The 13,606-nt window shown below is 71.9% G+C and carries 13 protein-coding genes; 5 read left to right on the top strand and 8 right to left on the bottom strand.

All coding sequences use genetic code 11. The annotated features are described in order from the left end of the window. The first annotated feature begins 34 nt into the window (after positions 1 to 34). The 5 genes from ACZ5KV_RS01280 (at position 35) to ACZ5KV_RS01260 (ending at position 5,603) form a co-directional block, all read left to right on the top strand. On the top strand, positions 35 to 343 hold the full coding sequence (locus ACZ5KV_RS01280) for an isoamylase early set domain-containing protein (protein ID WP_464240533.1): 309 nt from the start codon (positions 35 to 37) through the stop codon (positions 341 to 343). Positions 344 to 461: 118 nt separating this feature from the next. Beyond that, positions 462 to 1,457, top strand: a complete 996-nt coding sequence (gene pdxA, locus ACZ5KV_RS01275; RefSeq protein WP_464240532.1) for a 4-hydroxythreonine-4-phosphate dehydrogenase PdxA — start codon at positions 462 to 464, stop codon at positions 1,455 to 1,457. A 93-nt stretch (positions 1,458 to 1,550) separates the two neighbouring features. Beyond that, positions 1,551 to 2,864, top strand: a complete 1,314-nt coding sequence (locus ACZ5KV_RS01270; protein WP_464240531.1) for a glycosyltransferase family 4 protein — start codon at positions 1,551 to 1,553, stop codon at positions 2,862 to 2,864. Between the two features lie 2 nt (positions 2,865 to 2,866). Then, on the top strand, positions 2,867 to 3,868 hold the full coding sequence (gene galE, locus ACZ5KV_RS01265; protein WP_464240530.1) for a UDP-glucose 4-epimerase GalE: 1,002 nt from the start codon (positions 2,867 to 2,869) through the stop codon (positions 3,866 to 3,868). 25 nt (positions 3,869 to 3,893) lie between these two features. Next, positions 3,894 to 5,603 (top strand): glycosyltransferase family protein, encoded by a 1,710-nt coding sequence (locus ACZ5KV_RS01260; protein ID WP_464240529.1) that lies wholly within the window; start codon positions 3,894 to 3,896, stop codon positions 5,601 to 5,603. Here ACZ5KV_RS01260 and ACZ5KV_RS01255 read toward each other — a convergent pair. The 8 genes from ACZ5KV_RS01255 to kdsB form a co-directional block, all read right to left on the bottom strand. Beyond that, positions 5,543 to 6,523, bottom strand: a complete 981-nt coding sequence (locus ACZ5KV_RS01255; protein ID WP_464240528.1) for a glycosyltransferase family 2 protein — start codon at positions 6,521 to 6,523, stop codon at positions 5,543 to 5,545. The genes ACZ5KV_RS01260 and ACZ5KV_RS01255 overlap by 61 nt on opposite strands. Then, on the bottom strand, positions 6,508 to 7,500 hold the full coding sequence (locus ACZ5KV_RS01250; RefSeq protein ID WP_464240527.1) for a glycosyltransferase family protein: 993 nt from the start codon (positions 7,498 to 7,500) through the stop codon (positions 6,508 to 6,510). The genes ACZ5KV_RS01255 and ACZ5KV_RS01250 overlap by 16 nt, the downstream gene beginning before the upstream one ends. Then, positions 7,497 to 8,585, bottom strand: coding sequence for an N-acetylneuraminate synthase family protein (locus ACZ5KV_RS01245; RefSeq protein WP_464240526.1), 1,089 nt, complete (start codon positions 8,583 to 8,585; stop codon positions 7,497 to 7,499). The genes ACZ5KV_RS01250 and ACZ5KV_RS01245 overlap by 4 nt, the downstream gene beginning before the upstream one ends. Next, a complete protein-coding gene (locus tag ACZ5KV_RS01240; protein ID WP_464240525.1) occupies positions 8,582 to 9,196 on the bottom strand; it encodes a winged helix-turn-helix transcriptional regulator in 615 nt (204 codons plus the stop codon). Before ACZ5KV_RS01240 ends, ACZ5KV_RS01245 begins: the two co-directional genes overlap by 4 nt. Before the next feature lie 28 nt (positions 9,197 to 9,224). Next, complete coding sequence (locus tag ACZ5KV_RS01235; RefSeq protein ID WP_464240524.1) at positions 9,225 to 10,658, bottom strand: FAD-binding protein; 1,434 nt, start codon at positions 10,656 to 10,658, stop codon at positions 9,225 to 9,227. Positions 10,659 to 10,811: 153 nt separating this feature from the next. Continuing rightward, the gene (locus tag ACZ5KV_RS01230; RefSeq protein ID WP_464240523.1) at positions 10,812 to 11,630 is read right to left on the bottom strand and encodes a tetratricopeptide repeat protein; all 819 of its coding nucleotides are present in this window, start codon (positions 11,628 to 11,630) and stop codon (positions 10,812 to 10,814) included. A gap of 100 nt (positions 11,631 to 11,730) precedes the next feature. After that, on the bottom strand, positions 11,731 to 12,858 hold the full coding sequence (gene carA / locus ACZ5KV_RS01225; RefSeq protein WP_464240522.1) for a glutamine-hydrolyzing carbamoyl-phosphate synthase small subunit: 1,128 nt from the start codon (positions 12,856 to 12,858) through the stop codon (positions 11,731 to 11,733). After that, positions 12,858 to 13,601, bottom strand: a complete 744-nt coding sequence (kdsB, locus tag ACZ5KV_RS01220) for a 3-deoxy-manno-octulosonate cytidylyltransferase (protein WP_464241789.1) — start codon at positions 13,599 to 13,601, stop codon at positions 12,858 to 12,860. Before kdsB ends, carA begins: the two co-directional genes overlap by 1 nt. Positions 13,602 to 13,606 lie beyond the last annotated feature (5 nt).

Here is a 13,606-nt window from a genome sequence, read left to right as displayed (position 1 = left end):
TGCCCGGCCCGCCGGCGTCCGGGAGGAAACGACCATGAGCCTGAAGAAGCAGTACCTGAAGTCCAAGGACCGGGCCAAGGTGACCTTTCGCCTGCCCCGGGAGGCCGCTCTCGAGGCCCGGAACGTGGCCCTGGTGGGCGAGTTCAACGACTGGAACGTCTACGCCACGCAGATGAAGAAGCTCAAAAACGGCGAGTTCACCGTGACCCTGGAGCTGGATGCCGGACGGGCCTACGAGTACCGCTATCTCATCGACGAGACGCGCTGGGAGAACGACTGGGACGCCGACCGCTACGCCCGCAGCGTGTTCGGCAACTGCGACAACTCCGTGGTGGACGTGTAAGGCCGCCCGGCCTTTGCCCTCCCGCGTCGCCTCGCGCCGCCTCGCGCCCGAAAAGCCTTGCGCCGCCCGGGTCCACATGCTGGACCGGGGCGGCGCTTTGCCGTAGAACGGGCCGGTCATGACCGCACCATCCGCAAAACCGCTGCTGCTTACCCTGGGCGACCCCAACGGCCTGGGGCCGGAACTGGTCTGCCGCGTGCTGGGGGCCGGGGGCGCCCCGGCGCGGCCCGTGGTGCTCCTGGGCCCGCGCGAGGCCTTGGAGCTGCACCGCTCGCGCCTTGGGCTGCCGCGCTTCTGGGCCGAGGCGGACCCCGCCGGGCCGCTGCCCGTCGGGCCGGGGGTCTGGCTGCGCGTGCCGCCGGGGCTGGAAACCTTCACCCCCCGCCCGGGCCGGGCCCACCCCGAGGGCGGGCGCGCCGCCGGGCTGACCCTGGACGCCGCCTGCGAGCTGCTGCGCGCCGGGGCGGCCCCGGGGGTGGTCACCTGCCCGCTGCACAAGGCCATGCTCCAGGAGGCGGGCTTCGACTTCCCGGGGCACACGGAATTTCTGGCCGAGCGCCTGGGCGTGGGCCGCGACGGGGTCTGCATGCACCTGTGCGGACCCCGGCTGCGGGTCAGCCTGGTGACCACGCATCCGCCCCTGGCCGACGTGCCGCGTCTCGTGACCGTGGAGCGCATTCTGCGCTGCCTGGAGCTGACCTGGGAGCTGATGGTCCGCCAGGGGCTTTCCGGCGCGCCGGTGGCCGTGTGCGGCCTGAACCCCCACGCCGGGGAATCCGGACGCATCGGCACCGAGGACCGTGACATCATCGCCCCGGCGGTGGAGGCGGCCCGGGCGCGCGGCATCGACGCCGTGGGCCCCCTGCCCGGGGACACGGTCTTCCATTTCGCCGCCGCCGGGCGCTATTCGGCTGTGCTGGCCATGTATCACGACCAGGGGCTGGCGCCGCTCAAGCTGCTGCATTTCAGCGAGGCGGTGAACGTGACCCTGGGCCTGCCCGTGGTGCGCACCAGCGTGGACCACGGCACCGGCTACGACCTCACGGGGCGCGACACGGCCGACACGGGCAGCCTGCGCGCGGCCCTGGCCCTTGCGGAGCGCCTGCTGGCCTGACAGGACGCGGTATGCTTATTGCAAATTCGTCGCGGGGAGGGCCGTCGCGGCCCTTCATGCCGTAACGCTTCCTTTCGGGCCGGAGGCCGGAGAATGAATACCGAGCAACAGCCGATCAAGGTCGCCCACCTGTGCATGCAGCACTACGGCGGGGCGGGAACGAGCACCTGCCGCCTGCACCGGGGGCTTCTGGCCGAAGGCGTGGACAGCACCCTGTGCGTGCTCAAGACGCGGGGCGACGAGCCCGGCGTGCGGTTCATCGCCGGGGCGAGCGCGGCGGACAACGGCGGCGAGCGGGTTTCGGACCTGTGGGGCCGGTCCGTGGCCCGCTGGAACGCCGCCTTGCGGAATTGCCGCAACATATCAAAAGAACTGGAAATTTTTACGGACCCCTTTTCGGCCTTCGAGCTGTCCGCCATCGAGGCCGTGCGCAATGCCGACATCCTGAATTTCCACTGGATTCCCGGGATGGTGGATTTCGTCCGCGATGTGGAGTTCCTGGCCGGGAAGCCCGTCGTCTGGACCATGAAGGACATGAGCCCCATGACCGGCGGCTGTCATTACTCCGTCGGCTGCGACAAGTGGACGCGGGAGTGCGCCGACTGTCACCTGCTGGGCGAGGGCTGCGGCGACGACCCGGCCCGGAGCAATTTCCGCATCAAGCGCGAGGCCTACGGGCGGTTGGATGTCTGCGTGGTTTCCCCCAGCCGCTGGCTGGCCGACTGCGCCGGGCAGAGCACCCTGCTGGGGCGTTTTCCCCGGCGGGTCATCCCCAACGCCGTTCCTGTGGACGTGTTCCGACCCTATGACCGGCAGGCCGTGCGCCGGGAGCTGGGCGTGCCCGAGGGCTCGCGGGTGGTGCTTTTCGGCGCGGCGGGCATTCACAACCGGCGCAAGGGCCTGCGTTATCTCGTCCGCGCGCTGGAATTGCTGGCGGCGGACCCGCGCACCCCGCCCATCGTCCTGGCCCTGTTCGGCGAGTTCGGCGGGCAGGCGCCGCGCCTGCCCTTTCCCGTGCTTCCGGCGGGCTATGTGACCCAGGACGCGCAACTGGCCCTTTTGTATGCCATGGCCGACGCCTATGTGCTGCCCTCGCTGGAAGAGAACCTGCCCAACGTGATCCTGGAATCCCTGGCTTGCGGCACGCCGGTGGTGGCCTTCGACACCGGGGGCATCCCGGACATGATCGAGCACCGCAAGACGGGCTGGCTGGTGCCGCCGGGCGACGCCGCCGGGCTGGCCGACGGCCTGCGCTGGGCCCTGGCCGCGCAGGGGCCCGAAGCGGCGCTGCGCACCCGGCTGTGCCGCAGCGTGGCCCTGGAACGCTATCCCCTGGCCGTGCAGGCCCGGGCCTACGCGAACCTGTACCGTAAAATCCTCGCGCGCCGCGCGGGGCAGGGGATATGACCATGCCCGCAACCAAGGGCCACGTTCTGGTTACCGGCGGTGCCGGATATATCGGCAGCCACACATGCAAGGCCCTGGCCGGGGCCGGATACGTGCCGGTCACCCTGGACAGCATGGTCTACGGCCATCCCTGGGCCGTGCAGTGGGGCCCGCTGGTGGAGGGCGACCTGCGCGACGCGGACCTGCTGGACTCGGTGTTCGCCCTGTTCCGGCCCATGGCCGTGTTGCATTTCGCGGCGTTCACCTCCGTGGGCGAGAGCGTGGCCGACCCGGGCCGGTACTACGACAACAACGTGGGCGGGACCATTGCCCTGTTGGAAGCCATGCGCCGCGCCGGATGCGCCACGGTGGTCTTCTCCAGCACGGCCGCCGTCTACGGCGAGCCCGTGGTGCCCGGCGCGCCCATGGACGAAACCCACCCCCTGGCGCCCGTGAACCCTTACGGCCGGGCCAAGCTCGCGGTCGAGGGCATGCTTGCCGACTACGGGGCGGCCTACGGTCTGCGGCACATGAGTTTGCGCTATTTCAACGCCGCCGGGGCCGACCCCGACGGCGAACTGGGCGAGGAGCACGACCCCGAGACGCACCTCATTCCCCTGGCCATCGGCGCCGCCCTGGGCACGCGCGCTTCGCTTAAGGTCTTCGGGCAGGACTACCCGACCCCCGACGGCACCTGCGTGCGCGATTACGTTCACGTCGCCGACCTGGCCCGGGCGCACATCCTGGCCCTGGAGCACCTGGGCGCGGGCGGAGCCCCAGGGAGCCTGAACCTGGGCACCGGGCGCGGGCATTCCGTGCGCGAGGTGCTGGACGCCGTGGGGCGCGCTGCGGGGCGCCCCGTGCCCCACGAGGCCGCGCCGCGCCGCGCGGGCGACCCCGGGCTTCTGGTGGCCGCCGCCGGGCGGGCCCGCGAGGTGCTGGGCTGGGCGCCGGAGTTCACGGACATGGACGCCCTCGTCGCCACGGCCTGGCGCTGGCACGCCGCGCAGGCCCAGCCCCGCTGACGCCGCAACAGGGCGGGATTCGGCCATGCGCATCGTCGTCGTCAACCAGCGGACCATGGCCCGGACTTTCCGGGAGCTGGGCCACGAGGTGCTGGAACTGCACCTGGAGCCCGGGCCGCGCAGCGTGCCCGCCGCCCTGGCGGATCACGGGCGGGACGCGGCGTGGCCGGAGCTGCTGCTCGAAGTGGAGCGCCTGTCGCCGCGCACCATTCTCATGGGCCTGGGCGATCTGGCCTGCCCCAAGCTCTTCTGGGCCATCGACGTGCATCTCAATTCCTGGTGGCACCGGTTCTATGCCCGGCAGTTCGACGCCGTGCTCTGCTCCCAGTTGCCCTGGGTCCGGCGGTTGGAGGCCCTGGGCGCCGGGCGGGTGGCCTACCTGCCGTGGTTCGGCTCGCAGCGGCCCTGGCGGCCCTGGGCAGCGCGCGGGCGGGCCCTGTGCCTCGTGGCCCGCGTAACGCCCGAGCGGCCCGTGCGCAAGCGCATGGTCGAGCATCTCGTTGCGCGCCACGGCCTTGCGCACCTGGACGGGCTGGACGCCGAGGCCATGCATGAGGCCTATTGCGACACGTGCATCGTGCCCAACGAGGCCATTGCCAGCGAGGTCAACTTCCGGCTGTTCGAGGCCGCCTCGTGCGGCTGCGCGGTGCTCAATCATGCCGCCGAGGGCGGCGTGGGGCATCTGTTCGAACTGGGGCCCGAGGTCTTGGAGTTCACGGATATTCATACGCTGGATGCCCAGGTGCGGGCACTGCTGGCCGAGCCCAGCCGGGCCGAGGCCATGGGCCGCGCGGCCTGGGAGCGCGTCCGGCGCGAGCACCTGCCCGAACATCGCTGCGCCGCCATCCTGGAGACGGCGACCCGGGTGGCGGGCACGGCGCCCCGGGGGGCGCTGGCCGACGCCCATGCCTGGGCCGCCGTGGACCTGCTGGCCGAGGGCGGCATGGTGGAACCTCCGGCCGGGCCGGTGCTCGCGGCCCTGGGCGCCCTGGGCCGGACCGAACCCTGGGCCTTCACCGGGCTGGTGCGCACCCTGTGGCGCGCGGGTGAAACCGGAGAGGTGTTGCGCCTGCTGCGCGCGGCCCTCGGCCAGAGGGCTTTTGCGGGCGACCTGGAAGCGGACCTGACCGCTTCGGGCGCTGCCCTGCGTGCAGGCGATCCCGATCTGGCTCGGGCCTTCTGGCTGGGCCACGCCCGGGCGCACGGGCTGGCCGACCGGGGCGGCAGCGGCAGCCCGGTGGACCTGTTGCTTTCTTGGGCTGGGGAATGCGAGCGCGCGGGGCACGACATGCGCCCCGGGCTGCGTTTCAATGCCGCGCGCACCGTGCCCGGCTCGGCCATGGAGTGCCTGCTGTGGGCCAACGAACTGGAGCCCGGGCAGCCGGGAATCATGCGCCGCCTGGACGCCGTGGCCGCGCGCCATCCGGGGGTGGAGGAGTTCCGGCTTTCGGTGCTCTCCTGGCTCGGGCTGCGCGAGCCCGGCGACTGGCGCCTGGGCCTGGAACTGGGGCTGGTGAACCTGCGGGCCATGCGTCTGGCCCAGGGCCTGGAAGAGCTGGCCCTGGCCCGGGGCGCGGCCCTGGCCAAAGGCGCCGCGCGGCGCTTCGACACCGTGCTTGCCGCGCGCGGCGGGGCCGCCCTGGCCGCCACGGTGCGCGGCCTGGAAGCCCGCCCTCAGGGCGCGGCCGCGTCCGTCCCGTCTGCGGATTCCCCTCCTTCCGCACCGTCCAGATAGATACCTTCGGCAATCCACAGCCCGTGGTAGGCGCGCCAGGAATCCGCCAGCGCGCGGGGCACGACGTGGCGCACGCGCACGCTGTACGGCTCGGGGTATCGCGCGCGCACGGCCCGGCCGAATTCGCGCAGGCCGAGTTTGTCCAGCGCGCTGCCGTCCGGGTCGGGCAACGTTTCGGTGAAATCGAAAAATTCCGTCTGCATGGGCAGGGGCGCCAGGGCGCGCAGGTGGCGGTTGTTGGCCAACTGCTCCGCGCGCCGGGCGCGGCAGTTGTTGCCCGCGTGCTCGCGGTAGCGGTAGAGCTTTTCGGGTACGAAGGCCGCCTTGGCCGCGCCCGCGCGCTCGATGAGTGCGAAATACAGCGCCAGGTCGCCCGCCGCGCGGCAGGGGCCGCCCTCGGGGTCGCACAGGTACTCCGGCGGCAGCCCGCGCAGCAGGTAGCCCTTGAAGCTGCGCAGTTGCGACAGGCACCAGAGCTGCTGGCGCACGGGCACCCCGGGCAGCAGCGCCCGGCCCGTGGACCCTGCGCGACCTTCGATCTCCATGTCCGTCCAGACCACGTCGCAGCCGCGCGCGTGCTCGGCCATGAGCCGCGCCAGGGCTCCGGGCAGCAGGGTGTCGTCGCCGTCGAGGATCGCCACCACCTCCGCCGGGCCGGGGGCCAGCCGGGCCAGGGCTTCCCTGGTGTTGGCCATGAGCCCGCCGTGCGCGGGCAGGCGGCGCCAGGTGATGCGCGGGTCGGCCAGATAGGGGCGCACGGCGTCGGCCGTGGCGTCGGTGGATGCGTCGTCGGCCACCAGCAGGCGCCAGCCGGTGTACTCCTGGGCCAGGACGGAATCCAGGCAGGGGCCGATGAAGGCCGCGCAGTTGCGGCAGGGCACCACCAGGGTCGGGCCCGTCGGGCTCAGGGCGCTGCGCACGGCGCTTTCCCGGGGCTGTCGGGCCGCAGCCCGGCGTAGAATGCTTCCAGCCGCGCCACAACCCGCGCCTCGGACCAGCGCTGCTCCATGAAGCGGCGCGAGGCGCGCCCGGCGGCCTCGCGGGCCTCGGGGTCGCGCGCCAGCCGGGCCAGGGCCGCGGCCAGGGCCGCCCGGTCGCGGGCCACGATCCACGGCAGCTCCCCGCAGTCGGCGAATTCGCGCATGTGCGCGGAGCACCAGTCGTCGAGCCCCGCCACCACGGGCACGCCCTGGGCCAGGGATTCCAGGCTGCTCATGCCGTAGTAGCCCTGCATGTGGTCGAAGACCATGTGGCAGCGGGCCTTGCGGCGCAGGCACTCCTCGTGGGGCGCGTCGTCGATGAGTTCCAGGCCCAGGTCCAGCCCCGAGGCGCGCAGCCCGGCGACCACGGCCAGCAGGTCGTCGGTGTTCTTGAGGTCCTTGCGCGTGGGCGCGTGGGCCACCAGGGGCGGCCCGGCGGGGCGGTCCTCCACGGGCCGGTAGGCCGGGGCCTGTTCGGGCACGAGGTTCGGCTGCCAGCGGGCCCCGGGCAGCAGGGGCAGCAGGTCCGGCGTGGAGACCAGCAGGTTGCGCCGACCCCGTTCGGCGTAGCGTGCGCGGTATTTTCCGGGGTGGGCCCGGAAGTCGGGGTGGCCGTGGTGGTGGTGGACCACCAGCTTGCCGCGCAGGAAATCCGCCGGGACAAAGGGCCCCAGGCGCAGGTGCTCGTCGGCGGTCATGTGAAAATGGAACAGGTCCGCCCCGCGCAGGGCGGCTTCCAGCTCGGCCAGCCCGGCGTCGTCCAGGTCCGGCAGGTGCAGGTCCTTGCGCCAGCCGTGGTTGTAGCGCGTTTCCAGGGTCGCTACGCGGCAGCGGTGGGCCGTCAGGCGGTTTACGGCGTCGGCCAGGCCGATGGCCGTGCCCGCCGGGTCGTTGACGGCGATCATCAGGATGTTCACGGTCGGCCCCCGCCTTCGGCGGCCCGGGCCGGGGCGAGGTCGTCCCAGGCCAGGGGGGCGTCGGCCTCCAGGGCGCGCAGCAGCGTGCGCCCGGGCAACTCGTCCCAGAACAGCGGCGAGATGCCCGTGCCCGGGCATTTCACCGTCAGGTCGGCGGCGGTGAGCACCGTGCCCGGGGCCAGGGGGCGCGCGGCGACGATGCTCTTGCGCAGCTTGGCCGCCGTGGCCTGCTCGGCGGGGGTCACGGTCTTGCGGGTCACGCGCAGGGCGGCTTCCAGCTCGCGGACCATGCCCGCCAGCCGGGCGAAGCCTTCGGGGTCCAGGGAGGCCGGGTGGTCCGTGCCGGGCAGGGCGCGGTCCAGGGTGAAGTGGCGCTCGAGCATGCAGGCGCCCAGGGCCACGGCGCCCAGGCTGGGGGCCAGCCCGGCCTCGTGGCCGGAGTAGCCCACGGGCAGGCCGAAGCGTCGGGCCAGGGCGGGCAGCACGGGCAGGGCGGTTTCTTCCGGCGGGCAGGGGTACGAGGAATTGCAATGCAGCAGGACGAGCGGCGCGCCCGTGGCCCGCAGCGCGGCCACCGCCGTGGCGATTTCGTCCATGGTGCTCATGCCCGTGGACAGCGCCACGGGCAGCCCCAGGGCCCCGGCGCGGCGCAGCAGCGGCAGGGTCGGCAGGTCGGCCGAGGCGATTTTGAGCAGTTCCACGCCCAGGGCGGCCAGGGCGTCCAGGCTGGGCGCGTCCCACGCGGAGGCGAAGAAGACCAGCCCCAGGGCCTCGGCGTGGGCCTTGAGCCGGGCCAGGGCCTCCAGGGGCAGTTCCAGGGCCAGGCGGTGGGCGCCGTAGGTCGGGCCGAAGCTGTTGGGCCCCGCGTAGGGCGCGTGGCGTGCGGCGCTGGTCAGCAGGGCGTGCACGTCGCGTTTCTGGAATTTCACGGCGTCGGCCCCGGCGGCGGCGGCGGCCTCGATCATCCGGCGGGCCGTGGCCTCGTCGCCCTGATGGTTGTTGCCGATTTCGGCCACCAGGAAACAGGGCCGCCCGGGGCCGATGGCCCGGCCCGAGGCCAGTTGCACGGGGCGCGGCGCGCTCATAGCCGGACCACCTCCAGGGCGGCGGCGCCGGGCATGGCCCGCAGGCGGGCCTCGATGTCGTCGCCGCGCCCGAAGGAGGTGACCACCACGGCGTCGCAACGCAGGCCGGGCAGCACCTCGGGCGGCAGGATGGGGTGCCCGCCGAGCACGCCGCCGTGCTTGGCCGGGTCGCTGTCCAGCAGGGCCAGCACGGTCAGCCCCGTGGCGCCCAGGGCCGCGAGGACGACCTCGCAGGTCTCCGACGCGCCCCACAGGGCCAGGCGCGTGCGCCCGGCGGCTTCCAGCCGCGTCAGCTTGGCGCGCACCAGAGCCTTGATGGCCGTGTAGCCGCGCACGATTTCGGCGCAGTAGTCGCCGAGCAGGGCGCGGCGGGTTTCCTCGCCTCCGGGGGTCAGTTCGTAGCGGAAGCTTTTGCCGTTCACCGGGCGGGCCGCGACCAGCCCCCGGCTCTGGAAGTCGCGCAGGTAGGTGTTGACCATGGCCGGAGACAGACCCGTGCGCTCGCCCAGCACGGACTGGGAGCAGTCCGGCGCCTGGGCCAGGGCCTCGAGCAGGGCCAGGGTGCGCTGGGCGGTGCTGGGCCGGACGAATCGGCCCTGGTGGAGCAGCATGGTGCCTCCCGGCAAAATCGTTCAGTGGTCAAGCGATTCTATGCAAATCGCGCACCACTGTCAAAGCCGAGCGCAGGGCGGCCTCGCGCATGGGCAACGGAGAGTCCAGGAGGTCAACGATCAGGCTTTGTGTAATTATTTCTTTTGAATGTTTGAATATTCCGAGCAGGGCCCCGGGGGCCGGGGCGGGCAGGGGCGCGGGGCCCGGGGCGGCGGCGCAAGGGCTGGCCGGCCATTCCTGCCGGGTTTTATTCATTAAGTCGATGAACAATTTGTCCGGTACGGGAGGGGTGGCGGTGGCGTGGCGCGCGGCGTCGGCTCCGGCCCGGGCCCCGAAGACCAGGGCCGCGGCGGCCATGGCTCCGCCCACGCGGTCGGCGCCGTGCATGCCCGTGGCGCATTCTCCGGCGGCGAACAGACCCGTTACGGTGGTTGCGCCGTGGGCGTCCACCCGGGCGCCGCCGTTGCCGCTGTGGGCCAGGGGCGCGATGCGCGTGCGGCGGCCGTCGGCCAGGGCCACGGCCAGGGTGCCGTCCGTGTCCGGACGGGTGGCCAGGGGGGTGGCCAGGAAGCGGTCCAGGGCGGCGTCGGGTCGGCCCCAGGCCGCCGGGCAATGCGTGGCGCGCGCGGCGGCGTGGGCCGCCACCCCGGGCGGCAGGGGGCGCACGCTTCCATCCGCCGCGCACAGCCCGGCCCCGGGCGCGGCCAGGGTGTGGACGCGGAAAAATTCCCCGCCGGGAACCTCGCTCCAGAAGAATTGGACAAAGCCTTGGTTGTCCTGGCGGGCTCCGGCCCGTTCCAGCAGCCCGGGGCCCAGGCCCAGGCTTCCGGGCCCGGCCAGGGAACCTTCGAAAAGCGCCGCCGGGCCGCCCAGGGCCGCCACCACCGCCCGGGCCGCCACGACCACGGGGGACCCGTCGGCCAGGCGCACGCAGAGCGCCCCGCAGGCCGCGCCTTTCGGGTCCGGCAGCAGGCGCACGGCAGCCAGCCCGGGCTGGAACCGCACGCCCAGGTTCAAGGTGCGCGCGGCCAGCAGAGCCTGGGCCCGGGGCAGGTCGGGAAGCAGGACGGCACAGGGCAGATCGGGCACGAAGCAGGCCGGGTGCCGCCGTACGGCGCCGCCGGGGTCGCGGTCCAGGGGCACGCCCAGGGCGGCCAGTTCGGCCACGCGGGCGGCGGCTTCCTCCAGCAGGATGCGCACCAGGGCCGGTTCGACCCGACCCGGCGCGGCCAAGGCCAGGATGCGGGCGGCCAGAGCCTCGCGCAGGGCGTCGGTGTCCGGCGCCAGGATGCCCAGGCGGGCGTTGGCGTTGGCCAGGGCCGAGCCGGAGGGCCCGGGCCGGGGCGCGGCCAGCAGCACCCGCGCCCCGGGCGCGGCCTCGGCTGCGGCCCAGGCCGCGCGCAGCCCTGCCAGCCCGGCCCCGAGCACAAGCACGTCGCAACGCAGGAATGGGTTGGGCACGGGGCCTCCCGCAGGCTGGGGTGGACGGGGAAATCCGAAGACGCAGAATCCGGCGGCCGGAAGCGGACCGGAGCGGACGGGGCGACCGGGCCCCGCTTCGGCCGCCTGCGCCGTACCGCGTTTGCGGCGGGCGGGGCCGGGCGGGGGGTGGAATCAGGCCTGCTCTTCGGCCTTCTTGAGCTTCTTGGTGGCAAAGGCGCGCATCTTGCGCGCCTCGGCAAAGCCGGGGTTGATTTCCAGGGCGCGGGTGGCCATCTCGTCCACCTTCTCCCAGCGCTCCCAGTCGATGTACAGCCGCCCGATATTGAAGAACAGGCCCGCGTCGTCCTTGGAGAGGCGCACGGCCTTCATGTAGTATTTCTCGCTCATCTCGAACTCGCCCATCTTGCGCAGGACCATGCCCACGCGGTTGTAGAGGTGGGCGGATTCCGGGAAGTCCTTCAGGGCCTCGGTGAGCCATTGCAGGGCGTCGCGGTTGCGTTCGTGGCGCAGGAAGAGTTCCGCGATTTCGTACTTGAGGTCCGTGTCGTCGGGGAATTGCAGGACGAGTTTGTTGAAGATGAACTTGGCGTCCTTGACGTTGCCCTGGCCCAGGAGTTCCTCGCCCCGGGCGAGTTGCAGGCGCTTGGTGTCCTCCAGGGCCTGGAGCATCTGCTGGGCCTCGGCCACCGCCGAGCCCTGCAGGTCGTCCAGCAGTTCCTTGAGGGTGGTCAGCAGCGCCTTTTCCTCGCCCTCGGCATACTCCAGGACCATGGGGCAGATCTTGCGGAACCCCGGGTCGTTGTTCAGCAGGTCCAGGGCGTTTTGCAGGCTGCGCGAGAATTCGTCTCGCTCGTGCTTGATGAGCGGAGTGCGCACGATGATGCCGATGGCCTCGTGCAGCGAGACGATGGCGGGGAAGAGCTTTTCCTGTTTCAGGTAGCTCTTGATGCTGGAGATTTTCGATCTGGCCTTGATGAGTTCGCTGGACATGCTGCGCGCCTCCCCCGCTGTGTGGCGCATTGCCGGGCCACGTCCTGCTGCGGCCCGGCAATGCCTTCCAGGAAGTCTTGCCCGTTTTCCGGTTCTGCGTCTACACGCCCGCGTGCTCGCGGACCATCTCCCGGAAACGGCGGAAGAAATAACGGCTGTCGTGCGGCCCGGGGCTGGCCTCGGGGTGGTGCTGGATGGCCAGGATGGGCTTCTTGGTGTGGTGGAAGCCTTCCAGGGTCTGGTCGTTCAGGTTCACGTGGGTCACTTCCACGTCCTTCAGGCTGGCGATGTCCACACAGAAGCCGTGGTTCTGCGAGGAGATTTCGATGCGCCCGGTGGTCAGGTCCTTGACCGGGTGGTTCAGGCCGTGGTGGCCGAACTTGAGCTTGAAGGTCTTGCCGCCCAGGGCCAGGCCGAGAATCTGGTGGCCCAGGCAGATGCCCGCCGTGGGATAGCGGTCGGCCAGCTCGGCCGTGGCTTCGACCACGCCCTCGATGGCCGCCGGGTCGCCGGGGCCGTTGGAGAGGAACACCGCGTCGGGCTCCAGGGCCTTGACCTGGGCGGCGCTGGTCGCGGCGGGCACCACCAGGATGTCGAAGCCCTGGGCTTCGAGCAGGCGCAGGATGTTCCACTTGATGCCGAAATCGTAGACCACGACCTTGGGCCCGGTGCCGCGCCACTGGTGCCTGCCGTCCTTGATGGCGGCCGGGGCGGGGTGGGTGCCGGTCCAGACGTAGGGTTCGGTGGGGGACACGCGCGAGGCGAGGTCCTGGCCTTCCATGGAGGGGATGGCCCGGGCGCGCTCCACCAGTTCGGCCGGGGTGGCGTCGTCGGTGCTGATGACGGCGCGCTGGGCGCCGTGCATGCGCAGGTGGCGCGTGAGCGCGCGGGTGTCGATGCCCTCGATGCCCATGACGCCATGGTCGGCCAGATAGTCGGGCAGGCTCTTTTTGGCGCGCCAGTTGCTCGGCTCCTTGCAGCATTCCTTGACGATGAAGGCCTCGACCCACACGCGGCCGGACTCCACGTCGTCGAGGTTCACACCGTAGTTGCCGATGAGCGGGTAGGTCATGCAGACCATCTGCCCCGCGTAGGACGGGTCGGTCAGCACTTCCTGATAGCCGCTCATGCCGGTGTTGAAGATGGCCTCGCCCTGGGCGTTGCCCTTGCCGGTGAAGGACAGGCCCTCGAAAAAGGTTCCGTCTTCCAGTGCCAGGAATGCTTTCATCAGGGGTTCTCCGAGAGTCTTGCTATGACTTTGTCCACGTCTTCGGGCCGGTCCACGCCGCAGGTGCGGTGGGTGGTGGGCACCACGTAGATGGGGATGTCGTTTTCCAGCAGGCGCAATTGCTCCAGGCGCTCGCGCGTTTCCAGTTCGCTGGGGCCCAGGGCCACGAAGCGGCGCAGGGTTTCCATGCGGAAGGCATACAGCCCCACGTGGCCCCAGTAGAGGCCGGGGCCGCCGTCGCGGTCGTACGGAATGGCCGCCCGCGAAAAATATAAGGCCCCGCCGCGCTTCGTCCAGACCACCTTGACCTGATCCGGCCCGGCGGCCTGGGCGGCGTCGATGCGCGAGGCCAGGGTGGTCACGCGGATGGCCGGGTCGGCGAAGGGTTCCAGCAGCTCGGTGAGCATTTCCGGGGCCAGCAGGGGCTCGTCGCCCTGGATGTTGGCCACCACGGCGTCCTGCGGCACGCCGAGTTGCTCCGCGGCTTCCAGGACGCGGTCCGTGCCGCTGGCGTGGTCGGCGGCGGTCATGACCACGGGCACGTTGTAGCGGCAGGCGGCGTTGTAGATGCGGTGGTCGTCCGTGGCCAGGACCACGCGGCCCAGCAGCGGGCACTGGATGGCGCGCTGATAGACGTGCCAGAACATGGGCCGCCCCAGGATGTCGGCCAGAGGCTTGCCCGGAAAGCGCGACGACTCGTAGCGCGCGGGGATGATTCCGTAACAGGGCGGCAGTTGCGGCATGGTGC

The organism is Desulfocurvus thunnarius (assembly GCF_055390965.1).
The sequence above is the reverse complement of the archived record's forward strand: the minus strand, read 5'-3'. Positions and strand labels throughout refer to the sequence as shown.